Annotated in this window: 22 protein-coding genes, 4 tRNA genes and 1 other annotated feature; of the genes, 21 read left to right on the forward strand and 5 right to left on the reverse strand. The window is 42.3% G+C overall.

The genetic code is table 11. From position 1 onward, the window contains the following. Nucleotides 1-17 precede the first annotated feature (17 nt). From pncC to luxS, 10 genes are all read left to right on the forward strand, one after another. A complete protein-coding gene (pncC, locus tag PTE_RS20760; RefSeq protein ID WP_036850113.1) occupies nucleotides 18-521 on the forward strand; it encodes a nicotinamide-nucleotide amidase in 504 nt (167 codons plus the stop codon). A 105-nt stretch (nucleotides 522-626) separates the two neighbouring features. Beyond that, nucleotides 627-1,694 (forward strand): recombinase RecA, encoded by a 1,068-nt coding sequence (recA, locus tag PTE_RS20765; RefSeq protein WP_036850115.1) that lies wholly within the window; start codon nucleotides 627-629, stop codon nucleotides 1,692-1,694. A 317-nt stretch (nucleotides 1,695-2,011) separates the two neighbouring features. Next, nucleotides 2,012-4,645, forward strand: a complete 2,634-nt coding sequence (gene alaS, locus PTE_RS20770; RefSeq protein ID WP_036850117.1) for an alanine--tRNA ligase — start codon at nucleotides 2,012-2,014, stop codon at nucleotides 4,643-4,645. Between the two features lie 243 nt (nucleotides 4,646-4,888). Next, a complete protein-coding gene (csrA, locus tag PTE_RS20775; RefSeq protein ID WP_002209449.1) occupies nucleotides 4,889-5,074 on the forward strand; it encodes a carbon storage regulator CsrA in 186 nt (61 codons plus the stop codon). A gap of 398 nt (nucleotides 5,075-5,472) precedes the next feature. Next, nucleotides 5,473-5,565: transfer RNA gene (locus tag PTE_RS20780), tRNA-Ser, on the forward strand. A 12-nt stretch (nucleotides 5,566-5,577) separates the two neighbouring features. After that, nucleotides 5,578-5,654: transfer RNA gene (locus tag PTE_RS20785), tRNA-Arg, on the forward strand. 87 nt (nucleotides 5,655-5,741) lie between these two features. Further along, nucleotides 5,742-5,818: transfer RNA gene (locus tag PTE_RS20790), tRNA-Arg, on the forward strand. A gap of 87 nt (nucleotides 5,819-5,905) precedes the next feature. Then, nucleotides 5,906-5,982, forward strand: a tRNA-Arg gene (locus PTE_RS20795). A 176-nt stretch (nucleotides 5,983-6,158) separates the two neighbouring features. Beyond that, complete coding sequence (gshA, locus tag PTE_RS20800) at nucleotides 6,159-7,718, forward strand: glutamate--cysteine ligase (protein ID WP_036850120.1); 1,560 nt, start codon at nucleotides 6,159-6,161, stop codon at nucleotides 7,716-7,718. Nucleotides 7,719-7,999: 281 nt separating this feature from the next. Next, nucleotides 8,000-8,515 (forward strand): S-ribosylhomocysteine lyase, encoded by a 516-nt coding sequence (luxS, locus tag PTE_RS20810; RefSeq protein ID WP_036850126.1) that lies wholly within the window; start codon nucleotides 8,000-8,002, stop codon nucleotides 8,513-8,515. Nucleotides 8,516-8,621: 106 nt separating this feature from the next. On the opposite strand, the gene PTE_RS20815 is transcribed toward luxS, so the two are convergent. Together PTE_RS20815 and PTE_RS20820 are read right to left on the reverse strand one after the other, a co-directional pair. Beyond that, nucleotides 8,622-9,914 (reverse strand): HlyC/CorC family transporter, encoded by a 1,293-nt coding sequence (locus PTE_RS20815; RefSeq protein ID WP_036850129.1) that lies wholly within the window; start codon nucleotides 9,912-9,914, stop codon nucleotides 8,622-8,624. A gap of 45 nt (nucleotides 9,915-9,959) precedes the next feature. Then, nucleotides 9,960-10,751 carry a cytochrome C assembly family protein gene (locus PTE_RS20820; RefSeq protein ID WP_036850308.1) on the reverse strand — a complete coding sequence of 264 codons (792 nt, stop codon included), beginning with the start codon at nucleotides 10,749-10,751 and terminating at the stop codon, nucleotides 9,960-9,962. A gap of 183 nt (nucleotides 10,752-10,934) precedes the next feature. On the opposite strand from PTE_RS20820, the gene ffh reads away from it, so the two are divergent. From ffh to tyrA, 8 genes are all read left to right on the forward strand, one after another. Then, nucleotides 10,935-12,296: a signal recognition particle protein gene (gene ffh, locus PTE_RS20825; protein WP_036850132.1), complete on the forward strand. Its 1,362-nt coding sequence runs from the start codon at nucleotides 10,935-10,937 to the stop codon at nucleotides 12,294-12,296. Between the two features lie 136 nt (nucleotides 12,297-12,432). Beyond that, nucleotides 12,433-12,681 (forward strand): 30S ribosomal protein S16, encoded by a 249-nt coding sequence (rpsP, locus tag PTE_RS20830; protein ID WP_036850135.1) that lies wholly within the window; start codon nucleotides 12,433-12,435, stop codon nucleotides 12,679-12,681. Nucleotides 12,682-12,699: 18 nt separating this feature from the next. Next, entirely contained in the window at nucleotides 12,700-13,248 is a 549-nt protein-coding gene (gene rimM, locus PTE_RS20835) for a ribosome maturation factor RimM (RefSeq protein ID WP_036850138.1), read from the forward strand. 39 nt (nucleotides 13,249-13,287) lie between these two features. Then, entirely contained in the window at nucleotides 13,288-14,040 is a 753-nt protein-coding gene (gene trmD, locus PTE_RS20840) for a tRNA (guanosine(37)-N1)-methyltransferase TrmD (RefSeq protein ID WP_036850141.1), read from the forward strand. A gap of 63 nt (nucleotides 14,041-14,103) precedes the next feature. Beyond that, nucleotides 14,104-14,457: a 50S ribosomal protein L19 gene (gene rplS, locus PTE_RS20845; RefSeq protein WP_021325982.1), complete on the forward strand. Its 354-nt coding sequence runs from the start codon at nucleotides 14,104-14,106 to the stop codon at nucleotides 14,455-14,457. Nucleotides 14,458-14,646: 189 nt separating this feature from the next. Continuing rightward, entirely contained in the window at nucleotides 14,647-15,450 is an 804-nt protein-coding gene (locus PTE_RS20850; protein ID WP_036850143.1) for an alpha/beta fold hydrolase, read from the forward strand. 666 nt (nucleotides 15,451-16,116) lie between these two features. After that, nucleotides 16,117-17,211 (forward strand): 3-deoxy-7-phosphoheptulonate synthase, encoded by a 1,095-nt coding sequence (locus PTE_RS20855; RefSeq protein WP_036850146.1) that lies wholly within the window; start codon nucleotides 16,117-16,119, stop codon nucleotides 17,209-17,211. 5 nt (nucleotides 17,212-17,216) lie between these two features. Further along, a complete protein-coding gene (tyrA, locus tag PTE_RS20860) occupies nucleotides 17,217-18,338 on the forward strand; it encodes a bifunctional chorismate mutase/prephenate dehydrogenase (protein ID WP_036850149.1) in 1,122 nt (373 codons plus the stop codon). Nucleotides 18,339-18,378: 40 nt separating this feature from the next. Here tyrA and pheA read toward each other — a convergent pair whose 3' ends face one another. The 3 genes from pheA to bamD form a co-directional block, all read right to left on the reverse strand. Continuing rightward, entirely contained in the window at nucleotides 18,379-19,536 is a 1,158-nt protein-coding gene (gene pheA, locus PTE_RS20865) for a bifunctional chorismate mutase/prephenate dehydratase (protein WP_036850151.1), read from the reverse strand. Nucleotides 19,537-19,590: 54 nt separating this feature from the next. Then, nucleotides 19,591-19,710: a sequence feature (Phe leader region), on the reverse strand. Nucleotides 19,711-19,818: 108 nt separating this feature from the next. Beyond that, the gene (raiA, locus tag PTE_RS20870; RefSeq protein ID WP_036850311.1) at nucleotides 19,819-20,157 is read right to left on the reverse strand and encodes a ribosome-associated translation inhibitor RaiA; all 339 of its coding nucleotides are present in this window, start codon (nucleotides 20,155-20,157) and stop codon (nucleotides 19,819-19,821) included. 288 nt (nucleotides 20,158-20,445) lie between these two features. Next, nucleotides 20,446-21,177: an outer membrane protein assembly factor BamD gene (gene bamD / locus PTE_RS20875; protein ID WP_036850313.1), complete on the reverse strand. Its 732-nt coding sequence runs from the start codon at nucleotides 21,175-21,177 to the stop codon at nucleotides 20,446-20,448. Between the two features lie 138 nt (nucleotides 21,178-21,315). Here bamD and rluD point away from each other — a divergent pair, with 138 nt between their 5' ends. From rluD to clpB, 3 genes are all read left to right on the forward strand, one after another. Continuing rightward, nucleotides 21,316-22,293, forward strand: coding sequence for a 23S rRNA pseudouridine(1911/1915/1917) synthase RluD (gene rluD, locus PTE_RS20880; RefSeq protein ID WP_036850154.1), 978 nt, complete (start codon nucleotides 21,316-21,318; stop codon nucleotides 22,291-22,293). Further along, nucleotides 22,294-23,025: a purine nucleoside phosphorylase YfiH gene (yfiH, locus tag PTE_RS20885; RefSeq protein WP_036850157.1), complete on the forward strand. Its 732-nt coding sequence runs from the start codon at nucleotides 22,294-22,296 to the stop codon at nucleotides 23,023-23,025. A 135-nt stretch (nucleotides 23,026-23,160) separates the two neighbouring features. Beyond that, nucleotides 23,161-25,734 (forward strand): ATP-dependent chaperone ClpB, encoded by a 2,574-nt coding sequence (clpB, locus tag PTE_RS20890; protein ID WP_036850159.1) that lies wholly within the window; start codon nucleotides 23,161-23,163, stop codon nucleotides 25,732-25,734. Nucleotides 25,735-25,860: the final 126 nt, after the last annotated feature.

Raw genomic sequence — 25,860 nt, forward strand, 5'->3', positions numbered from 1 at the left:
GGCTAAAAGGTGTGTTTATGGATGAAAAAATTCTGATCCAGCTTAGTATTGAACTGGGAAAGAAACTGAGACAGCAAAAATTGTGGGTGACTTGTGCTGAATCTTGCACAGGTGGCTGGCTGGCAAAAGCAATCTCAGATATTGCCGGTAGTTCTGCTTATTTTGACCGCAGCTTTGTGACATACAGTAATAGAGCCAAACATCAGATGCTTGGTGTATCAGAAACCACTTTACAGCAATATGGCGCTGTCAGTGAACAGGTTGTGAGAGAGATGGCAGCAGGGGCATTGCAGGCAGCGCACGCGGATCTAGCGGTTTCTGTCAGTGGTATTGCCGGGCCTGATGGTGGCAGCGAAGAGAAGCCTGTTGGCACAGTGTGGTTTGGCTTTGCATATCGCACAATAAATGGGATAGAAATTGTATCCCGTCATTGTTGTTTTAACGGTGATCGAAATGAAATACGCCTTCAATCCGCAATGTATTCTCTGAAGACGTTGTTATCAGAGATTATAAAAAATTAGCTTGATGCTGTATGATTATACAGTATAATTGCTGGCAACATTTTGGTATTAAAAATTATTCATCGGCAGTGAGGTAACCCTTTCATTGCTTACGAGGGAGTAAAAATGGCTATTGATGAAAATAAACAAAAAGCACTGGCAGCGGCACTGGGTCAAATTGAAAAACAGTTTGGTAAAGGTTCCATCATGCGTCTGGGCGAAGACCGTTCAATGGACGTTGAAACTATCTCCACTGGTTCACTGTCACTGGATATTGCATTAGGTGCTGGTGGCTTGCCGATGGGACGCATTGTCGAAATCTATGGCCCGGAATCTTCTGGTAAGACAACGCTGACATTACAGGTTATTGCCGCAGCACAGCGTGAAGGTAAAACCTGTGCGTTTATTGATGCTGAACACGCCCTTGATCCTGTCTATGCGAAGAAACTGGGTGTTGATATTGACAACCTGTTGTGTTCTCAGCCAGACACAGGAGAACAGGCTCTTGAGATTTGTGATGCGTTGACACGTTCCGGTGCGGTTGATGTCATTATTGTCGACTCCGTTGCGGCTTTAACACCAAAAGCTGAAATCGAAGGAGAAATCGGTGATTCTCATATGGGGTTAGCTGCTCGTATGATGAGTCAGGCAATGCGCAAACTGGCGGGTAACTTGAAAAGTTCCAATACGCTTCTGATCTTTATCAACCAGATCCGGATGAAAATTGGTGTTATGTTCGGTAACCCCGAAACTACAACCGGGGGTAATGCGCTGAAATTCTATGCTTCTGTACGTCTGGATATTCGCCGCATTGGTTCTGTGAAAAATGGCGAAGAAGTCGTTGGTAGCGAAACTCGTGTTAAGGTTGTGAAAAACAAGGTGGCAGCGCCATTTAAGCAAGCAGAATTCCAGATTATGTACGGTGAAGGCATCAACACTTATGGTGAATTGATCGACTTGGGTGTGAAACATAAACTGGTGGAAAAAGCAGGTGCGTGGTACAGCTACAATAGCGATAAAATTGGTCAGGGCAAAGCGAATGCGACTATCTACCTGAAAGAACATCCTGAAATTGCTACTGAGCTGGATAAAAAATTACGTGAAATGCTGCTACACAATGCTGGAGAATTCAGCAGTGCTGCTGCTGATTATCAAGACAACGAAAATGAAGAGTTGAATAACGAAGAATTCTAATCTGATTATATTGATAGCCTGTATTCTGGTATTAAAGCTGTAAAAGTTTTGTCATCAAACTTATAACCGCGTTAATAATGACGCGGTTTTTTCTCTCAGAAAGAAAGTATTATCCATATTATGCGATCATGCTTTCAGAAAATACCCAGACGATTTACAATGTTGCCAGCGAATGGATGTATCTGGGATTTTACTTCTAATGGAAGAAATTTTATCTTATCCCCACTTTGTTTATTCGTGAGTTGAAAATAGGTGATGAAATATTCCACCTAACCAATTCATAAATCTGTTTTTTCCAGCTTGATTTCGGGACAATTATGAGCAAAAGCACCGCTGAGATCCGTCAAGCGTTTCTCGACTTTTTTCATACTAAAGGGCATCAGGTAGTACCAAGCAGTTCTTTGGTGCCAAATAATGACCCAACACTGCTGTTTACCAACGCAGGGATGAACCAGTTTAAGGATGTATTTCTTGGGCAGGACAAAAGATCTTATTCCCGAGCAACAACTGCTCAGCGCTGTGTTCGTGCCGGTGGTAAACATAATGATTTAGAAAACGTAGGTTACACCGCACGTCATCATACTTTCTTTGAAATGCTGGGTAATTTTAGTTTTGGTGATTACTTCAAACATGATGCTATTAGCTATGCTTGGGAACTTCTGACCGGCAAGGATTGGTTCAATTTGCCTAAAGAAAAATTATGGGTGACTGTCTATCAGACTGATAATGAAGCCTATGATATCTGGCAAAATGAAGTTGGAATACCAGCAGAAAGAATTATCCGTATTGGTGATAACAAAGGTGCACCTTATGCATCAGATAACTTCTGGCAAATGGGTGATACCGGTCCTTGTGGCCCTTGTACTGAAATTTTTTATGATCATGGTGATCATATCTGGGGTGGCCCGCCAGGAAGTCCAGAGGAAGATGGTGACAGGTATATTGAAATCTGGAACATCGTCTTTATGCAGTTCAATCGTCGTGTTGATGGCACGATGGAGCCGCTGCCAAAACCATCCGTAGATACCGGTATGGGGCTGGAGCGTATTGCTGCTGTATTGCAGCATGTTAATTCCAACTATGAGATTGATCTGTTCCGTGAGTTGATTGCTGCTGTGGCTGGTGTCACAGGTGCTACAGATGATCTGAGTAATAAATCTCTGCGGGTTATTGCCGACCACATCCGTTCATGTGCGTTCCTGATTTGTGATGGTGTTATTCCTTCCAATGAAAACCGTGGTTATGTTCTGCGCCGTATTATCCGCCGGGCTATCCGTCACGGTAACATGTTGGGTGCTAAAGATACCTTCTTCTATAAATTGGTTGCTCCATTGATAGAAGTGATGGGCGCTGCGGGAGAGGAACTTAAGCGTCAGCAAACCATTGTTGAGCAGGTTTTGAGAACAGAGGAAGAGCAATTTGCCCGTACTCTGGAACGCGGTCTTCAATTGCTGGACGATGAACTATCAAGACTGTCCGGTGATATTCTGGATGGTGAAACCGCCTTCCGTCTGTACGATACCTATGGCTTTCCTGTGGATTTAACCGCTGATGTTTGCCGTGAGCGTAATATTAAGGTGGATGAAGACGGTTTTGCAGTTGCAATGGAAAGTCAGCGTCGTCGGGCTCGTGAATCAAGTGGTTTCGGGACTGATTATAATGAGTTGATCAAAGTTGATGAACGCAGTGATTTCTCTGGTTACGATCATAACGAACAGCAAGCAGTAGTAACAGCCATCTTCCGTAATGGCGAATTAGTCAATCAAATTCAAGCTGGTGAAGAAGCGATTATTATACTGGATCAGACCACTTTTTACGCAGAGTCCGGTGGGCAAGTTGGTGACAGGGGTATTCTGAGCAATAACGATTGTGTTTTTGATGTTGCTGATACACAAAAATACAGTCGGGCTATCGGTCACATCGGTAAGCTTGCAAAGGGTACCTTAAGTGTAAACCATAAGGTCAATGCTGTTATTGATATAGAACGTCGTGATGCAATCCGTTTGAATCATTCAGCAACCCATCTGTTACATGCTGCATTACGTCAGATTTTAGGCGAACATGTATCTCAGAAAGGCTCCTTGGTTAACGATAAATATCTCCGCTTTGATTTTTCTCATTTTGAAGCAATGAAACCGGAGCAGATCCGTCAGGTTGAGGATTTGGTTAATGCTGAAGTTCGTAAGAATTCACCGATAGTGACTGAATTGATGGATCTGGAAGCGGCAAAAACCAAAGGCGCTATGGCACTGTTTGGTGAAAAATACGAAGAGCAAGTTCGTGTACTGTCAATGGGGAATTTTTCCACTGAATTATGTGGCGGGACTCACGCAAGCCGTACTGGTGATATTGGTTTATTCCGTATTACTGCTGAATCTGGAACTGCTGCGGGTATCCGTAGGATTGAAGCAATTACAGGTAAAAAAGCGTTGGAATCTGTGCACCAACAAGCTAATTTGCTTCAGGATATTGCTCAATTGGTGAAAGGTGATATCAATAACCTGAGTGAAAAAGTACGGGTAACACTGGATAAAACCAAAGCACTGGAAAAAGAGCTCCAACAGCTTAAAGATCAACAGGCTATACAGGAAAGCTCTTCTTTGGCAAGTAAAGCAAAAGACTTTAACGGTGTGAGGTTGCTGGTTAGCCAGTTGAGTAATACAGAGCCTAAAATGCTGAGAACTATGGTTGATGATCTAAAAAATCAACTGGGTTCAGCAATTATTGTGCTTTCTACTATAAGTGATGATAAAGTCAGCCTAATTGTTGGTGTCACAAAGGATCTGACTGCTAGAATAAAAGCAGGTGAGTTAATTTCTTCTGTAGCTCAACAAATCGGTGGTAAAGGTGGTGGTCGCCCTGATATGGCCCAAGCAGGTGGTCCTGATGTTAAAGCGTTGCCTTCTGCTTTAGATAGCGTGGAAGAGTGGGTAGCATCGCGGCTTACCTGAATTACCTGAGTTTGGAGGGCACCATGATAGTTGCTTTTATGGTGCCTTGAAATCTTGTTGTGAAATTGTTAAAAGGTTGAGCGCACATTTATTTATTTTGGCTAAACTATATATGTAGGAAATGCGCTCAAAATTGCTTATACTTTAAGCATATAACATTGTTTTACGTTTTCACGGTGTTTGGATGGATAATAGCGGGGAAACCTAAAGACCCGACTCTTTTAAATTTTCAAGGAGCAAAGAATGCTTATTCTGACTCGTCGAGTTGGTGAAACGCTCATGATAGGCGATGAGGTAACAGTTACAGTACTGGGGGTTAAAGGTAACCAAGTTCGTATTGGTGTAAATGCCCCTAAAGAAGTTTCTGTTCACCGTGAAGAAATTTATCAGCGGATTCAGGCCGAAAAATCTCAGCCAACAACTTATTGACCCTAAGTTGGCGTCCTATGTCAGAACCGGGCGCCATTTTTGAGGTATTTCCTCTCTGTTAGTAGCTTGCTCCCTTTATTCTTAAATTTTTACCTATCATCCCCTCTTTTTTGTTTTTCTATCGTAAGAAAAGGCAGCGCCCATGATGCTATTGTGGGAAATAATGGCTTGGGCTTGCATACACTTCAATTGAAGGTAGGATAATTTACTGCTGACAAAATACACTTTTTGTCGTCAAACCATCCATCTTGTGTGTGAAGTATCCAAACAAACACAGGTTTAGAAAAATTGTTTGACTTATAAGTCTGGGAAAGTAATATGTGCGCCACGCAGTGACGAGGAGCTTAAACAAAAGTTCTGAGCCACAAGTTCGAAAAATAGCTCGAAAGAAAGCGTACGGTGAGATGGCCGAGAGGCTGAAGGCGCTCCCCTGCTAAGGGAGTATGCGGTCAAAAGCTGCATCGAGGGTTCGAATCCCTCTCTCACCGCCATTTTAAGACCACGCATCCATAGCTCAGCTGGATAGAGTACTCGGCTACGAACCGAGCGGTCGGAGGTTCGAATCCTCCTGGATGCACCATATTTAGCCTTAAGATGAAATCATCTAAGGCACCATTCAGGTAATCAAAGCAGCTACTGCATTTTACCAGAGTAACAAACTGACCATGCATCCATAGCTCAGCTGGATAGAGTACTCGGCTACGAACCGAGCGGTCGGAGGTTCGAATCCTCCTGGATGCACCATATTTAGCCTTGAGATGAAATCATTTAAGGCACCATTCAGGTAATCAAAGCAACTACTGCCTTTTACCAGAGTAACAAACTGGCCATGCATCCATAGCTCAGCTGGATAGAGTACTCGGCTACGAACCGAGCGGTCGGAGGTTCGAATCCTCCTGGATGCACCATATTAAGCCCCGCCTAAAAAGCGGGGCCTTTTCTTTATCTGTATTGCTGTAATCAATCTGTCCCCTGTATAGCACTGAAAGACTTTTGCTTATATATCTAATCAGCGACAATTTGGCTTGTTTAAGATAAAGTAAACCTTTATAAAAATTCTTCTAAAACACTACGGGAGGTCGAATTGATCCCGGACGTATCAAAGGCTCTATCATGGCTAGAGGCTCATCCGACAATTTTAAAGGGAATTCGTCGCGGTGTTGAGCGTGAAACATTGCGTGTTACTTCAGATGGTGATTTGGCAGCAACGGAGCATCCTAAAGCACTTGGCGCAGCGCTTACGCACAAATGGATTACGACTGATTTTGCAGAGTCATTGTTAGAATTCATAACACCAGTCGATGATGACATAAAATATACTATTTCATTTCTTAGCGATATTCATCGTCATACGGCGCGTGTTCTGGATAAAGAAAAAATGTGGCCTTTGAGTATGCCATGCTTTATTGATGCGGAAGAGAACATTACTCTGGCTCAGTATGGCACATCGAATATTGGTCGCTATAAGACGTTATATCGTGAAGGGCTGAAAAACCGTTATGGTGCTTTAATGCAGACCATCTCTGGGGTTCATTATAATTTTTCATTACCGATTGAGTTTTGGCAAGCATGGGCTGGCGTTGAAGATGCAGAGAGTGGTAAAGAGCGGATCTCTGATGGCTATTTCCGATTGATCCGCAACTACTATCGTTTTGGATGGGTGATTCCATACTTGTTTGGCGCTTCTCCAGCAATTTGTTCTTCATTCTTGCGTGGCAGAGAGACTTCTTTGCCTTTTGAACGTATAGAAAATGGAGCTTGCTATCTTCCTTATGCTACTTCATTAAGAATGAGTGATCTGGGATACACCAATAAATCACAGCGTGATCTGAATATTACGTTTAATAACCTTCGTACCTATGTTGAAGGGTTGAAAAAAGCGATTCACAAGCCGTCTGACGAGTTTGCTAAGCTGGGTATTAAGCAAGGTGACAAATATATTCAGCTCAATACAAACGTCTTACAGATTGAAAATGAATTGTATGCGCCAATCCGGCCTAAACGTGTTGCAAAAGGGAATGAATCGCCTTCTGATGCTTTACTACGTGGAGGGGTGGAATATATCGAAGTTCGTTCATTAGATATTAATCCATTTGCCGCGATTGGGGTCAATGAAACACAAATTCGCTTTCTTGACCTATTCTTAATATGGTGTGTGCTTGCTGAAGCGCCGGAAATGAGTAGTGATGAGTTGGAGTGTTGCCGCAAAAACTGGAATAGGGTGATCCTTGAAGGGCGTAAACCAGAGCAAGTGATTGGTCTTGGTTGTGGCAGCGTGGAGGAACCATTAGCTAAAGTTGGCAAAGAATTATTCAATGACTTGAAACGGGTTGCTGAAATACTGGATAGTTGTTCTGGTACGCAATATCGGAAAGTTTGCGAAGAATTGATTGCTATGTTTGATGATTCATCACTGACTTTATCGGCTCGTGTGCTGGAAGAAATGAAGACTCAGGGCATTGGTGGTTTTGGGCTGGAATTGGCAGATAGATATCATCAGCAATTAATCAATGAAAAATATGAGGTTATTAGCGACGAACAGTTCGCTATAGAACTCTGGGCCTCAGTGGAGCGACAAGACGCGTTGGAATATGAAGATACCATCAGTTTTGATGAATATCTGAAACAACAGGCAGGATGCTAGAGAAGAAAATGGCCACTAATCATAGTGGCCAAATAAAAACTTCTGGAAAAATAGGAATGGTAATATACCCTATAGATTTCAAGATGCATCGAGACGGCAAGGGAGCGAATCCCCGGGAGCATAGCGAACTATGTGACCGGGGTGAGCGAGTGCAGCCAACAAAGAGGCCACTTGAAAGATAACGGGTATAATTGCGCGTCTTTCATTCTTTACGACCGGTGGTAGATGAAAAGGTTTCATTTGCTTGTAAAAAAATCTGAATTTTTTGTGGAGATGAAGAAATGCCTTTACTAGATAGTTTTACTGTTGACCATACCCGTATGGCTGCACCAGCTGTAAGAGTTGCTAAGACCATGAAAACGCCTCATGGTGACACCATCACAGTTTTTGATTTACGCTTCTGTGTGCCAAATAAAGAGGTTATGCCTGAGAAAGGTATTCATACACTTGAGCATTTGTTTGCTGGTTTTATGCGTAACCACCTCAATGGTGATGGTGTTGAAATTGTTGATATATCGCCAATGGGATGCCGAACTGGTTTTTATATGAGCCTGATTGGTGCGCCAGCAGAAATACGTGTAGCTGAAGCGTGGAAAGCAGCAATGGCCGATGTATTGAAAGTGAAAGATCAGAGTCAGATCCCAGAGCTAAATATTTATCAGTGCGGTACTTATCACATGCATTCACTGACAGAGGCTCAGGATATTGCCCGCCATATTCTTGATTCAGATGTTCGTGTTAATAAGAATGATGAACTGGCATTGCCAGAAGAAAAGCTAACGGAATTGCATGTATAGTTTATGACAGCGATGATATTTCGGATTTTTTCGATGAGATGTTAGCAGGAATATACCGTTGGGGGCGTAGCATATACCTCCAACGGTATGAATTTTAAGTGATCATTTAAGCTGTTTGTGCTTTTTGTTCAGAAAGTTGGTTGATGGGCGTGACTCGAACTTGTTTAATGACATTATCGTTCACAGAAAGCACTTCAAAATTATATTTGCCAATTTGTACTTGCACGTTCAGTGCGGGTATTTCTCCTAACTCTTCAAGCACCATACCATTGACAGTTCGTGGTCCATCAACAGGCAATGCCCAGTCAAAAGCTTTATTTAATTCGCGGATGTTGGCTGTCCCGTCAACTAAAATAGTACCGTCACTTTGGGGGGAAACTTCTTCAGCCAGAGATGGAGACATTGATGTTGTAAAATCACCGACAATCTCTTCGAGGATATCTTCAACAGCTACCAGCCCTTGAATATCACCGTATTCATCAACGATAAGCCCAGCTTTTTCCTTATTGCGTTGGAAGTTTACCAATTGAACATTAAGTGGAGCGCTAATTGGAATATAGTAAATTTTATCCGCTGCTTTAATCAGGTTTCTCTTGGTGAACTCTTTTTTTTCTGTCATCAGTCGGTAAGCTTCACGTACACGGAGCATACCAATAGCATCATCAAGTGAATTACGATAAAGCACGATCCGGCCATGAGGTGAATGAGTTAACTGACGTATGATGGATTTCCAATCATCATTAATATCAATACCAACAATTTCATTACGGGGAACCATAATGTCGCCGATGGTGACTTTTTCCAAGTCTAAAATTGAAATCAGCATATCCTGATTTTGCCGTGATAGCTTGGCATCTGATTCATTCACAATAGTGCGTAGTTCATCTTTACTAATTGCATCACGGTGACCAGTAGGGTGTTTGATGCCAAGGCAACGCATTAACAATAAGGTAATTCTATTTAGCAGCCAAACTAACGGCATCATGATTTTTTGTAATGGACGCAGCAGGAAACTGCTCGGAAAAGCGATTCTTTCAGGATAGAGAGCGGCTATAGTCTTCGGCATAACTTCAGAAAATATCAGCACGATAAAGGTCAGAACACCTGTTGCGATAGCGACCCCGACATCACCATAAAGGCGCATACCAATGATGGTAGCGAGTGCAGAGGCTAGAATATTAACCAAATTGTTGCCGATAAGAATCAGGCTTATAAGCCGGTCAGGATGACGAAGCAATAGTTCAACTCTGCGTGCAGAATGGCTTCCTTGCTTTGCCAGATGACGTAAGCGGTAGCGGTTCAGTGTCATCATACCTGTCTCAGAAGCGGAGAAGTACGCTGAAACGAGAAGCATAATGATTAAAATGATAATTAATGTGCTTGTTGAGACATGCTCCAAAACAAAATTCCTTCCAAATATTGATGCTGATTGGACATCATGTTTTTAATAAATCATGATTTCTTGCAATAATCGATTGCCAAAATAGGCAAGCGTCAGGGTAAATGCACCAATCAGATTAAACCAGATAACTCGTTTACCACGCCATCCATCATGGTAGTGGCCCCATAATAAAACAATGTAGACAAACCACGCGATGATGGACAGAACTGCTTTATGGATATTCTCCTTACTGAAAATATTATCCATATAGAGGATGCCGGTGCAGAGTGTCAGAGTCAGTAATATTACGCCAACCTGAGTGATATGAAACATTTTGCGCTCAATGAACATCAGTGGGGGCATATCCGGAGTAAAAGTCAGTTTTTTATTTTTAAGCTGATGATCCAGCCACCCAAGTTGTAAAGCATACAGTGCAGCGATAAGCAAAGTCGCATAGCCAAGCAGAGCTAAGCCAATATGAATAGATAATTCAAGGCTGGCTTCCAGATGAGTAATGAATTCACCGGGCATAAAGCTGGCTAATGCCAGATTTATCATGGCAAAACTATAGACAATGGGTAGTAGGAACCAGGCACGGCCGTGGGAAGCGACAATTGTCATTATGATACAGATAAGTAAGCTGACAATAGAACCCAGGTTCAAGAGTGTGAGGTTCTGCCCACTGCTGACGTGAAAGATCTTGTATTTAAGCGCAATAGCATGACAAATTAAAGCGATAATCGCTGAAAGCAATGCCAGTCTGCGGTATCCATTCGGTTTTCGCAGTAAGCCGGGAATAATCAGTACCAGGCTGAGTAAATAAGCGAATAAAGCAATTATAGAGAATACTGACATAGCGTTAGTCGTTTTAGCGATAATTTTAGGTGAATTAAAGCTTAAGTATAGCGCCAGCAAGGGTAGCCTCCAACCGTTGTTAATCATCCGTGCGAATCTCTGTGCAGAGATCCCTTTATCATCGTGTTATAATTTTCAGAATACGCTTACAGGTAGCCCATTTTTAAAAATTGAGCAGAGACAATGTTTGATAATTTAACCGACAGACTATCGCGCACATTGCGCAATATCAGTGGCCGTGGGCGACTGACTGAAGACAATATTAAAGAGACACTGCGCGAAGTTCGCATGGCTTTACTTGAGGCTGATGTCGCATTGCCTGTAGTGCGTGACTTTATTTCGTGCGTTAAAGAGAGCGCGGTAGGTCACGAAGTTAACAAAAGCCTTACCCCCGGACAGGAATTTGTCAAAATTGTTCAGAATGAACTGGTTAAGGCAATGGGAGAAGTTAACAGTGAACTGAATCTCTCTACTCAGCCTCCGGCTGTTGTATTGATGGCTGGTTTGCAAGGTGCAGGTAAAACGACCAGCGTTGCTAAATTGGGTAATTTTCTGAAAGGAAAACAAAAGAAAAAAGTTTTAGTGGTATCTGCTGACGTCTATCGTCCGGCCGCGATCAAACAGCTTGAAACGTTGGCGCAGGCAGTCGGTATTGATTTCTACCCTTCTGATGCTCAGGAAAAACCGGTCGATATCGTGACTAAAGCTGTACAGCACGCCAAGTTGAAATTCTATGATGTGCTGTTGGTGGATACTGCTGGTCGTCTGCATGTTGACGAAGCCATGATGGATGAAATCAAACAGGTTCATGAAGTCATTAATCCAGTGGAAACCCTGTTTGTTGTTGATGCTATGACGGGCCAGGATGCTGCGAATACAGCAAAAGCTTTCAATGAAGCATTGCCACTGACGGGTGTGGTGCTGACTAAAGTCGATGGTGATGCTCGTGGCGGTGCTGCTCTGTCTATTCGCCATATCACCGGTAAGCCAATTAAATTCCTGGGTGTTGGTGAAAAAACTGATGCACTGGAACCTTTCCACCCGGATCGTATTGCCTCTCGAATTCTTGGGATGGGAGATGTTCTTTCGCTGATTGAAGAGATTGAAAGTAAAGTCGATCGTACCCAGGCGGAAAAGCTGGCTTCTAAACTAAAAAAAGGTGACGGTTTCGATTTAAATGATTTTCTGGACCAGCTTAAGCAGATGCGCAATATGGGCGGTATGACCAGCATGTTAAGCAAAATGCCGGGAATGTCTCAGGTGCCTGATGCAGTAAAATCCCAGATGGATGATAAAGTGCTGGTGAAAATGGAAGCTATTATAAATTCCATGACGCGTAAAGAGCGGGAAAAACCAGAAATTATCAAAGGCTCCCGTAAGCGCCGTATTGCCAGTGGTTCCGGTACCCAGGTTCAGGATGTTAACCGCCTGCTTAAACAATTCGACGAAATGCAGCGCATGATGAAGAAAATGAAGAAAGGCGGTCTGGCGAAAATGATGCGTGGCATGAAAGGCATGATGCCACCCGGATTTATGGGCCGTTAATTGATAAAGTCTCGAAGAATATCGACTTTGGATTGCTTTTTGCGTCAAAGTGAGTAAACTTTTCGGGCTTTTTATCTGACAGCCGGACTTCATTCCTCGATGGAGTCTGGTTGTTTTGTTAACTAATGAGGATGTTATGGTAACAATTCGTTTAGCTCGTGGCGGCGCAAAAAAGCGTCCGTTTTATCAAGTCGTAGTGACCGATAGCCGCAACCCGCGTGATGGTCGCTTTATTGAGCGCGTTGGCTTCTTCAACCCTATTGCAACAGGGAAAGCAGAAGCTCTGCGTTTAGATCTGGACCGCATTGAACATTGGGTGGGTCTGGGTGCAACTGTGTCTGATCGTGTTTCTTCACTGATCAAAGACGCTAAAAAAGCAGCTTAATCTGTCGCGGTGGTAACTATGAGCAAGCAAACCAGCCTTGAACTTCCTGTGAGTCCAATCGTATTGGGGAAACTGGGTTCAACTTATGGTATTCGTGGTTGGCTCAGAGTTTTTTCTTCCACCGAACATGCCGAAGACATTTTTGAGTATCAACCGTGGTTTATCCAACGGGCAGGTCAGTGGCAACACATCGAACTGGAAGCCTGGAAACACCACAATCAGGATATGATCGTCAAAATTAAAGGTATTGATGATCGGGATGCTGCGAATTTACTGATTAATTGCGAAATTACCGTAGATTCAGCGCAACTACCGGAACTGGATGCGGGTGATTACTACTGGAAAGACCTGATGGGTTGCCAGGTAGTAAGCACTACAGGTTATAGCCTGGGTACTGTCAATGACATGATGGAAACCGGTTCTAATGATGTAATGGTAGTTAAAGCAAGCCTGAAAGATGCATTCGGTGTCAAGGAACGGCTGATTCCGTTTCTTGATGGGCAGGTTATCAAGAAAGTCGATCTCGCTACTAAAACTATTGAGGTAGATTGGGATCCTGGTTTTTAAACTCCGGTTATAAACGGTTTAAATGAGTGGGACGCTGTAATGTGGATTGGGGTTATTAGCCTGTTTCCTGAAATGTTCCGCGCAATAACCGATTATGGGGTAACTGGCCGGGCAGTAAAGAATGGCCTGTTAAGTATTGAATGCTGGAATCCACGGGATTTTACCTACGACCGGCATCGTACTGTTGACGATCGACCTTACGGCGGTGGTCCAGGCATGTTGATGATGGTTCAGCCTTTACGGGAAGCTATTCATGCAGCAAAAACTGCGGCAGGCGAAGATGCAAAGGTGATTTATCTTTCACCTCAGGGGCGCAAACTCAATCAACAAGGAGTTTGTGAGCTGGCAACAAATGAGAAACTGATTTTGATTTGTGGCCGCTATGAAGGGATAGATGAGCGAGTTATTCAAACTGAGATTGACGAAGAATGGTCTATCGGTGATTACGTGCTCAGTGGTGGTGAAATTCCTGCAATGACCATGATTGACTCTGTTTCCCGGTTCATTCCGGGAGTTCTGGGGCATCAGGCATCGGCTGAAGAAGACTCTTTTGCTGATGGATTGCTGGATTGTCCGCACTATACCCGCCCGGAGGTACTAGATGGCATGGAAGTTCCACCCGTTCTGTTATCGGGGAATCATGCTGAAATTAATCGCTGGCGTATGAAACAATCGCTTGGCCGGACCTGGCTTAGAAGACCTGAACTTCTGGAAAACCTAGCTCTGACTGACGAGCAAAGGATATTGCTGGCAGAGTTCCAGCGGGAACATCTGGTTGAAGCAACGAATTAATCCAGACATATCCCAAAGGGAATGTCTTTGATATATCAGTTTACCTAGGGTAAGAGAATTATTATGAGCAACATTATTAAACAACTTGAACAAGAGCAGATGAAGCAAGACGTACCTTCATTCCGTCCGGGTGACACCGTGGAAGTTAAGGTATGGGTCGTAGAAGGTTCTAAGAAACGTCTGCAGGCATTCGAGGGCGTGGTTATCGCTATTCGTAACCGCGGTCTGCACTCTGCATTCACTGTTCGCAAGATTTCTAACGGCGAAGGTGTTGAGCGTGTATTCCAAACTCACTCCCCAGTCGTAGACAGCATTAGCGTTAAACGTCGTGGTGCTGTTCGTAGAGCTAAATTGTACTATCTGCGTGAGCGTTCTGGTAAAGCTGCTCGTATTAAAGAGCGTTTGAACAGCAAATAATACGCTTTCGTTACATCCGAAAGTTATCGTTGAAGAGGCCAGTAATTGCTGGCCTCTTTTTTTGTATTTTTAATTCATCAATGAATCACTCGGCAATATCTTATTATCTGACAGTAATAATCTTAAAGAAAATTATCTTGAGTATTTTAAAATGATTTCATGCATGACTAACTAAAATAAGGATTTATTTTGAAAACTATTCAACTACATAATAAAACAATGGCTTACCGAGATGAAGGAGAAGGTTTCCCGTTATTACTGGGGCATAGTTATTTGTTTAACTCTGATATGTGGGCACCACAAATCGAAGTTTTAAGTAAAAAATACAGAGTGATCGCTCCCGATTTGTGGGGACACGGAAATTCGGCGGAATTACCAGAGCAACATAAAACGTTGGCCGATTTGGCGAGAGATTACCTGGCGTTGATGGATCAACTTGGAATTAAAGAATTTGCTGTAATTGGTTTATCGGCTGGCGGTATGTGGGGGACTGAATTAGCCGCGATGGTACCGAACAGAGTTAAAGCATTAGTTCTGATGGATACCTTTGTGGGGCTAGAGCCTGAAGTTACTCATAAAAAATACTTTGCTATGTTGGATATGATAGAGCAGGCTGGCGCTATTCCGCAATCTCTCTTGCAACAGATAGTGCCAATCTTTTTCAGTCAGCAACCCGCGCAAAATTTGGTTGATGAGTTAACTCAGCGTTTGGTAACAATTCCTGCGGAAGTATTATGTAATAGCATTGTTCCGTTAGGGCGAATGATTTTTGGGCGTGAAGATAGGACTCATTTGTTGGAAAAATTAGATATTCCAGCTCTTGTTATCACTGGTGAACAAGATATGCCTCGTCCGCCCTTAGAAGGTTACTTGATGGCTGAAATACTTCGCTGTGATTATGTTGTTATTCAGGATGCCGGGCATATTTCCACATTGGAGCAACCACATAAAGTCAATCAGGAATTGGTCGCTTTTTTGCAGCAAGCTCTGTAGCGATTCTTTTAATGAAAAGGCCGGATTTTCCGGCCCTTAATATTGAGTTTAGTAAAGATCTACATAAATATTTTCGTCAGGATATAACCCATATATAAGAACTGGTGACACAGATTCCCTTCATAACGCCTTCTGGTAATAAGCATATAACTATTATATTGCTGGCTGTAGTATTATCATAAATTTTCTTAATTAATTAATGAAAATGGTGAGTTTGACATAACTTAATATTTTATTGGTATAATTCATTAATTTCATATAAGTAAATTGAGATAATTTAACTGAAATATAAAATACGATTGTTAATGTTATTTATTTTCAATAATAAAAACGAGATGAATATTTTGTTTTTACTTGATGATTTTAAATATAAATATACAAAATCAATGATAATAAAATATTAATTCTTGTGTTTTGATATTGATTTTTATTTGGATATGATAATTTTTTATAATGTGTTTTTATTTGGGATAATTTTAATATTATTAATAACTAGCTGCATACATTTATAGCTTAGGTTAAAATTTCATTTTTGTAAATAAATATTTACACTATTTATATTTTATTTACACATTTGGATTGTATTCTTTACGATGCGTGATATGTTATTAGTCAAATACATAAAAATAAATTAACACAGAATGACAATTTGAGGAGATAACTGAAATGTTCATACAAAAAGATGCACTTAATAACGTTCACATCAGTGGTGAACAAATTCTTATAACTCCGGAAGAATTAAAACAACAATATCCACTCAGTGGTAATGATCTGCATGCTATTGCAAATGCACGTAAAATAATTGCTGACATTATTCAGCGTCGCGATCCCCGTTTGCTGGTCGTGTGTGGCCCTTGCTCTATTCATGACGTGGATGCAGCTTTGGATTATGCTCATCGTTTGGCCGTACTTTCTTCTGAATTAAGTGATAGTCTGTACATCGTAATGCGTGTTTATTTTGAAAAACCCCGTACAACAGTGGGTTGGAAAGGTCTTATTAACGATCCGTTCATGGATGGTTCATTTGATGTGGAAGCCGGTTTGCATATTGCCCGTCGTTTACTAATAAGCTTGGTTAAAATGGGATTACCTCTTGCAACAGAGGCTTTAGATCCGAATAGCCCGCAGTACTTAGGCGATTTGTTTAGTTGGTCTGCAATCGGCGCAAGAACGACAGAATCTCAGACGCATCGGGAAATGGCTTCAGGTTTGTCTATGCCGGTTGGTTTCAAAAATGGGACTGATGGTAGCTTAAGTACAGCAATTAATGCGATGCGTGCAGCTGCTATGCCACATCGTTTTATGGGAATAAATCAGTCAGGGCAGGTATGTTTGTTACAAACACAAGGGAATCCGAATGGACACATTATTTTACGTGGGGGTAAGACACCTAATTACAGCGCCGAACATGTAATGGAATGTGAACAACAGATGATGAAGTCCGGATTATTGCCATCCTTGATGATTGATTGCAGTCATGGTAACTCTAATAAAGACTTTCGTCGTCAAAGCGTGGTTGTAGATTCTGTAGTAGAGCAGATTATTTCGGGTAACCAATCTATCACTGGGATTATGTTGGAGAGCCATATTAATGAAGGTAACCAATCTTCTGAACAACTTCGTAGTGGAATGAAATATGGTGTATCAGTGACTGATGCTTGTATTAGTTGGCAGACTACAGAAGCGGTTCTGAGAAAATTGCATCAGCAAATCAGTCCGCAATTGTCGCAAAGAATTACGATACTGAAAAAAGCAGGATAATAAGTATGGTGGCTGAGTTATCTCAATTACGGGACAAGATTGATGAAGTAGATAAAGCTTTGCTGGATTTACTGGCAAAGCGACTGGAATTAGTTGCAGAGGTCGGTGAGGTAAAAAGCCAGAATGGGTTGCCAATTTATGCGCCTGACAGAGAAACTGTGATGCTTGCTTCACGTCGGCAGGAAGCTGAAGATTTTGGTGTTCCACCGGATTTAATTGAGGATATTCTGCGTCGCATTATGCGGGAGTCTTATACCAGCGAAAATGACAAAGGGTTTAAAACTCTTTGCCCTCAATTGGGGTCGATAGTTATTGTTGGTGGCTTGGGCAAAATGGGGAGACTGTTTGGTCGCTTGTTAACTTTGTCTGGTTATGAAGTTAAAAATCTGGAATCACAAGATTGGCCTGACGCAGAGCAGATTCTGACTGGTGTGGGTATGGTCATTATCAGTGTTCCTATTCATCTGACAGAAGAGGTTATTCGCCGTTTACCCCCATTACCTGACCATTGTATTTTGGTGGATTTGGCATCTATTAAACAGAAACCATTACAAGCTATGCTTGATGTGCACAAAGGCCCAGTACTGGGGCTACATCCTATGTTTGGACCGGATGTCGGCAGCTTGGCAAAACAGGTTGTTGTTTACTGTGACGGACGCCAAGAGGAAGCTTATCAGTGGTTTTTGGAACAGTTGTTGATTTGGGGGGCTTGCCTGCATCAGATGGATGCTGAACAGCATGATAAAAATATGAGTTTTATCCAGGCGTTACGTCACTTCACGACGTTTGCTTATGGGCAACATCTCGCACAGGAAGGTACTGATTTACAACAATTGTTATCAATATCCTCACCAATTTACCGCCTGGAACTGATTATGGTGGGGCGATTGTTTGCGCAAGATCCTCAGCTTTACGCTGATATTATTATGTCATCACCAGAGAATATTGATCTTATACGTCGTTATCATCAAAGTTTTGGGCAAGCGCTTGAGATACTGGAAAGCCAGGATAAACAGGCTTTTGTCAGCAGTTTTAAAGATGTCAGTGAATGGTTTGGTGATTATGCACTTCACTTTATGAAAGAGAGCAGAGTATTGCTTCAACAAGCGAATGATAGTCGTCAATAATTAAAAAGAACCGGATATTTCAATATCCGGTTCTTTTTAATCAGGATGGACTGACAGGAACTACACTTTCTGTTGGGTAACACCCCAATACTTTTAATGAGTGAGTCATTTCCGCTAAGGCTTTCAGGACATGTTGCATATTGATTGAACGAATATTAGCCTGAACATCAATGTAAAACATCTCTTCCCACGGATTTCCGCTAATCGGGCGAGATTCCAGTTTACTCATAATGATATTATGTTCTTTTAATACCATAAGTGCATCTACTAATGCTCCCGCTTGTTGCCCAGTAGCCATAATAAATGTCGTTTTGGATGGTACCTGTTCTGAAACCTCGATAGGCTGACGGGCAACGATAATAAAGCGGGTAATATTATGTGATTGATTTGCCAGATTTTGTTCTAGGACTTGTAACTGATAAAGCGCACCACCGGCTTCACTGCCTAAAGCTGCAATTTCTAGTGAATTCTGTTCAGCGACTTTTTGCATAGCTGCGGCGGTGCTTTCGCAATATTTAATTTTCCAATGCGGGAATTGATTAATATATTGACTGCATTGTTGGAATGGTTGAGGGTGACTGTAAACCGTTTTTATCTGTGATAGTTCTGTATTGCTTGCAACTAGCAGGCAATGGTTAATGGGAATCGTTATTTCTCCTACAATTGACAAACTGGTATGTTGCAATAAGTCATAAACATCATTGATAGAACCAGAACTGGTGTTTTCAATTGGTAATATTCCGTAATCAGCTTGTCCAGTTTCAACTAGGGAGAAGATATCCGGGAACTTATGACAACTGCATTCAACCAATTGATCAAAATGACGTGCTGCATATTGGCGGGCTGCGATATGGGAATAGGAACCACGAGGACCAAGGAATGCAATACGAGCTGAATCGTAGGGCGTTTGATTGAGGTGTTGCTGTAATAATGCTTGCTGAGTGAGTACAGAATCTTCGATGATCGTTTGAAACAGACGGGTGATATAGAAGCCATCAAGCCCGTGGTTTTTTCCTTTTTTAATTAGAACATCTAATAGTTCCCGTTCACGATCTTTGTCTCTGATGGGACGATTATTCTGTAATTTAGTTTGTGCAATATCAGAGGCTAATTGGCGTCGTTCTGCCAGTAAAATCAGTAACTTTAAATCAAGTTCGCCGACTTTTTTCCGTATTCTCAGCAAATTGTTTTGATCCATAATGAGTTCCTAATTGGTTATTCATATTCTGACAATAAGATGTTTGCAGTGGACAGAAAAAAGCCTCCCAATTGGGAGGCTTGCTGTTCGTCTTCTGGTTCTTTCTTCAAGGACGAAAGCCTCCCTTAGGGGAAGGTAAAAAAGAAGGAGAAGAAAAACAGGTTTGCATTCATCATATTTACAGCCCGTATAAACAATGTACCCTAATTAACCTTATGTTGTTGTTTCTGTCAATAAAAAAACGCGCTCAAATCGAACGCGTTAGAGAAAACCATTGTTATTTTATTGTTGTGTTTCTAGGTCAAGATTTAATTCTTTAACACTGTTATAAGTACGGCGAGCTTCTCCTTTGTGCTGTACTTTATTCAACTGACGTTCCAGTTTTGCTAATAATTCATTGATGGCAGCATACATATCTTCATGTTTTGCACCTGCAACCAGAGTACCATTTGGTATACTTATAGTTGCATCAGCCATAAAAAACTGAGGGCCTTTTGATAGAATAATATGAGGATTTATCAGGTTTACTTGCCATTTATTCAGTTTACTCAGACGGTTTTCTACGTGGTTGCGAATTGCCGGGGTAATCTCCATTTGTTTGCTGGTAATATTCACTATCATATAGTTACCTCTCATTATTGATTATCCACCTTCAATAATTTCAGCATACATTTCTTTTTCATGAAAAAAGTGATCTAAATCACTTTTAATCAGATATGTGGCAAGTAGTTGAAGTAATTGTGATTAGCGATAAGAATGTGAAGAATATCTATTGCGGGATTAAAGCTTATGAGACATTATTGATAAGTTGAGTCTTTATTAACCCTCTTGATAAACAGTCCTTTTTTGTGTTTTATAAGTAAAAAATAAAACAGCAGCTGGAACTGCTGTTTTATTTTGTCTGTTTCTTTATACTGGATTAGCAGCAATGAGTTTTGCTACTTTATCTGCCTGAGCTGTTAAGCCCAAACGTGCATAAGCCTTTTCCATATAAAGCAGTGCCTTCAGGGTTGACGGTGTATCAGGATAATCTCGTAGCATTTGTTCCGCTCGATTTACCACCGCGACATAAGCGCCACGTTTGTTATAATATTCCACAACAGAAAGTTCATATTTCGCCAGACGCTCTTTAATAAACACTAAACGCTTACTGGCATCGGCAGCATAGAGGCTGTTAGGATGATAACGTACTAATTGGCTAAAATCCCTGAATGATGCCCTGGCATGTTCAGGATCACGATCTGAGCGGTCAATGCCGAAGAAACTTTGCAGTGCGCTGTTATCCAATGTTTGTGAGGTTAATCCGCGCATATACAGAACATAATCAATGTTGGGGTGAGTTGGGTTTAGGCGCATGAAACGGTCAATGGAGGCTAATGCCATTGCCAAGTCAGAGGATTTATAATAAGCATAAATCAGATCGAGTTGTACTTGTTGTGAATAAGGGCCAAATGGATAGCGGTTATCGAGGGTTTCCAATTGCGAGATCGCAGCTTTATAGTTACCGTTTTGCAGTTTTTCTTGACCCTCGGAGTAAATCTCCGAAGGTGGGCTGTCTGGGACAGCATTTTTACTACCAGAGCACCCGGCAAGTACCAGGCTCAATGTGGCTGCTGCCACCAGATGTTTTATGCGTATCATCACGTGTTGATTATCCTCTGAGTGTTTTTCTGGGAGACTATCCATGAAGCTCCCGGCAAAAGATCGAGTTACAATAGCACACTATATTAAATTAAACGGCTCTGCCGTCAAAACTCAACGTAAGTGTAGAAATAATATATGGCACAACAAATACGACTTAATACAACAGTCGCCGATTCTCAGCTCGGTCAACGTTTAGATCAGGCTTTGGCCGAATTGTTCCCTGATTATTCAAGATCACGCATAAAAGATTGGATCTTGGATGATAGAGTTCAGGTTAATGGCAAATTAATCAATAAGCCAAAAGAAAAAGTGCTGGGCGGTGAAGAAATCTCAATTGATGCCATCATTGAGGAAGATGCACGTTGGGAGCCTCAGAATATTTCGTTAGATATTGTCTATGAAGATGATGACATTCTGGTAATAAATAAGCCACGTGGTTTGGTTGTTCATCCCGGTGCGGGAAATCCAGACGGTACGGTATTAAATGCTCTGTTATATCGTTACCCTGAAATAGCCGATGTTCCACGGGCGGGCATTGTTCACCGCCTTGATAAAGATACGACAGGGCTTATGGTCATTGCTAAAACTGTTCCTGCTCAAACTCGTTTGGTGGAATCACTCCAACTACGCGAAATTACCCGTGAGTATGAAGCTGTAGCAACAGGTCGTATGACTGCTGGTGGAATAATTGAAGAGCCTATTTCGCGTCATCCGACAAAACGTACACATATGGCAGTACATCCGATGGGAAAACCTGCAATTACCCGCTATCGGGTGATGGAGCATTTCAGGGCACATACTCGTTTGCGTTTGCGGCTGGAAACGGGTAGAACGCATCAGATACGTGTCCACATGGCCCATATTAGTCACTCATTGGTGGGAGATCCTCTGTATGGTGGTCGTCCTCGTCCTTTGAAAGGCGCTTCCGATGAATTCCGCGATGTGATGCGCAACTTTGATCGTCAGGCATTGCACGCCACAATGCTACGTCTTTATCATCCGATTACCGGAATTGAAATGGAATGGCATGCTAACTTACCTAAAGATATGGTTATTCTGATTAATGCATTAAAAGCTGATGCAGAAGCGTTTAAAGACGAAATGGATTGGTAAATGACGTCGCTTATTTTTCCAGACTGGCCACAACCGACGACAGTAAAAGCCTGTAGTTCCACCCGTTTGGGAGGAATCAGTTTGTCGCCTTATGATAGTCTGAACCTTGGTAAGCATGTTGGCGATGAGCCTGATGTTGTTGAACAAAACAGGCATATTCTGGCTAAAGTGGCAGAATTGCCTCAACAGCCGGCCTGGTTAGAACAGGTCCATGGCACTCGTGTTGTAAGGCTTGATGGCCAGCCAGTGGAAGATAATAAAGCTGATGCTGTTTACACCAACATTCCCGGGCAGGTTTGCGCTGTGATGACAGCAGATTGCCTGCCTGTACTGTTTTGCAGTTCTGTTGGTAATGAGGTTGCAGCCGCTCATGCTGGTTGGCGTGGTTTATGCGCTGGAGTGTTAGAAAATACGGTTGCTCAATTTAAAACTAAGCCTGATCAGATTCAAGCCTGGTTGGGGCCGGCAATTGGCGCGAAAGAATTTGAAGTCGGTAGTGGAGTTATGGAAGCGTTCATTGTACAGAATTCTGATCTAAGTAAAGCTTTTATGCCTTTTGGTGAAAAATATTTAGCAGATATATATTTGCTGGCAAAATTAAAATTGCAATCTGTTGGTGTAAAAGCGATTTTTGGCGGGATTGAGTGTACTGTCAGTAATAAAGAGAAATTTTTCTCTTATCGTCGTGATGGGATCACTGGACGTATGGCAACTTTAATCTGGCTGATATAACCTATCCCATAGGGCGATCCACTGGCGCATAAGAGAATGCCTCACAATTTGCTTTTCAGAATCACCTTGAATATTTGAGGAATGGCCTCATTTAATCTCCAGTAGCAAAATTCTGAAATCAGTATTGGAGGTGTTATGCGTCTGGATCGTCTTACTAATAAATTCCAGCTTGCTCTCGCTGACGCCCAGTCCTTTGCGCTGGGGCATGATAATCAATTCATCGAACCAATTCACTTGATGAGCTCACTGTTAAAACAAGAAGGTGGCTCTGTTCGTCCGTTATTAACGTTAGTTGGAATCGATGCAGGCCGTTTCAGCAATCAGCTTGAGCAGGCTTTAGAACGTTTGCCACGGGTACAGGGTGTTGGTGGTGATGTGCAACCATCTAATGACTTAATTCGTCATTTAAATCTGTGCGACAAACTAGCACAAAAAGCGGGGGATAATTTTATCTCCTCAGAATTATTTGTTCTGGCAGCGCTGGAAGAGCGTGGCACATTGAGCGACATATTGAAAACTGTCGGAGCAACAAAAGAAAAAATCATTAAGGCAATAGAACAAATGCGTGGTGGTGAAAAAATTAATGACCAAGGCGCGGAAGATCAACGCCAAGCTCTTAAAAAATATACCATTGATCTGACTGAACGTGCTGAACAAGGCAAACTTGATCCGGTGATTGGCCGTGATGAAGAAATTCGTCGCACTATTCAGGTATTGCAACGCCGTACCAAAAATAACCCTGTCTTGATTGGTGAACCTGGGGTTGGTAAAACTGCTATTGTCGAAGGGCTTGCTCAACGAATTATTAATGGAGAAGTCCCTGATGGACTGAAAAATAAGCGGGTTCTTTCTCTAGATATGGGGGCACTGTTAGCAGGAGCTAAATATCGTGGTGAATTTGAAGAGCGATTGAAAGGTGTGCTGAATGATCTTTCTAAACAGGAAGGCAGTATTATTCTGTTTATTGACGAATTACACACTATGGTTGGTGCAGGTAAAGCTGAGGGGGCAATGGATGCCGGTAACATGCTGAAACCCGCTCTGGCTCGCGGTGAACTTCACTGTGTAGGTGCAACTACATTAGATGAATATCGCCAATATATTGAAAAAGATGCGGCACTGGAACGTCGTTTCCAAAAAGTCTACGTTGCAGAACCTTCAGTAGAAGATACCATCGCTATTTTGCGTGGCCTGAAAGAGCGTTATGAACTACATCACCATGTACAGATTACAGACCCTGCGATTGTCGCGGCAGCAACATTATCTCATCGTTATATCTCAGATCGTATGTTGCCGGACAAAGCTATCGACCTGATTGATGAAGCTGGTGCCAGTCTACGTATGCAAATGGACTCAAAACCTGAAACGCTGGACCGTCTGGAACGTCGGGTTATTCAATTAAAGCTGGAACAGCAGGCACTGAGAAAAGAATCTGATGATGCGAGTAAAAAACGGCTTGAAATGCTTAATGAAGAGCTGATTGAAAAAGAACGGGAATATTCTGAACTGGAAGAAGAATGGAAAGCTGAGAAAGCTGAACTTACTGGTACTCAGAATATAAAAGCAGAACTGGAAAATGCCCGTATCAGTCTGGAACAAGCACGCCGTAGTGGTGATTTAGCGAAGATGTCTGAAATTCAGTATGGGAAAATACCTGGATTGGAGAAGCAGCTTGCCGCAGCCACACAAGCTGAAGGTAAGCCAATGAAACTGCTACGTAACAAAGTTACTGATGCGGAAATTGCTGAAATTCTTGCTCGTTGGACGGGTATTCCGGTTTCCAGAATGCTTGAGAGTGAAAAAGATAAGCTGCTGCGCATGGACCAAGAATTGCACAAACGTGTTATTGGTCAGGATGAAGCGGTAGATGCGGTATCCAATGCGATTCGCCGTAATCGGGCTGGATTATCTGACCCAAACCGGCCGATTGGTTCATTCTTGTTCCTTGGCCCAACCGGAGTGGGTAAAACTGAGTTATGCAAAGCTTTGGCTAATTTCCTGTTTGACAGCGATGATGCCATGGTGCGTATCGACATGTCTGAGTTTATGGAAAAGCATGCAATATCACGGTTGGTGGGGGCACCTCCAGGATATGTCGGTTACGAAGAAGGCGGCTATCTGACAGAGGCTGTTCGTCGTCGACCTTACTCTGTCATTTTGCTTGATGAGGTGGAAAAAGCGCACCCGGATGTTTTTAACATTTTGTTGCAGGTATTGGATGATGGTCGATTGACTGATGGGCAAGGTCGTACTGTCGATTTCCGTAACACGGTTGTGATCATGACTTCTAACCTGGGTTCGGACATGATTCAAGAGCGTTTTGGTAGCCTAAATTATGGCGAAATGAAAGATATGGTGATGGAAACTGTTAACCATCATTTCAGACCGGAGTTTATTAACCGTATTGATGAAGTTGTTGTGTTCCATCCATTAGGACGTCGGCATTTGTCAGCAATTGCAGATATTCAATTGCAACGTTTGTACAAGCGTCTGGAAGAGCGTGGCTATCAGGTTACTATTACTCAGCAAGCGTTGGAAATGCTAGGAGAAGCTGGGTTCGATCCTGTGTATGGCGCACGACCATTGAAACGAGCTATCCAGCAGGAAATCGAAAACCCATTAGCTCAAAAGATACTTTCCGGTCAGCTATTACCAGGAAAACCAGTTACTCTGGATGTGGAAAATAGCCATATAGTGGCAAAACAATAACTTTATACTTAACTGAAGATAATAAAGAGGTAGGAAACTGCCTCTTTTTTTGCCATTTTGTGCAAGGAGTCGCAATTCAGCACTGTTTTCGCTTGATTTGTGAGCGGTCGGATTGTTTTTGTAATT

The sequence above is a fragment of the Photorhabdus khanii NC19 genome (genome assembly GCF_000517265.1).
Taxonomy (GTDB): domain Bacteria; phylum Pseudomonadota; class Gammaproteobacteria; order Enterobacterales; family Enterobacteriaceae; genus Photorhabdus; species Photorhabdus khanii.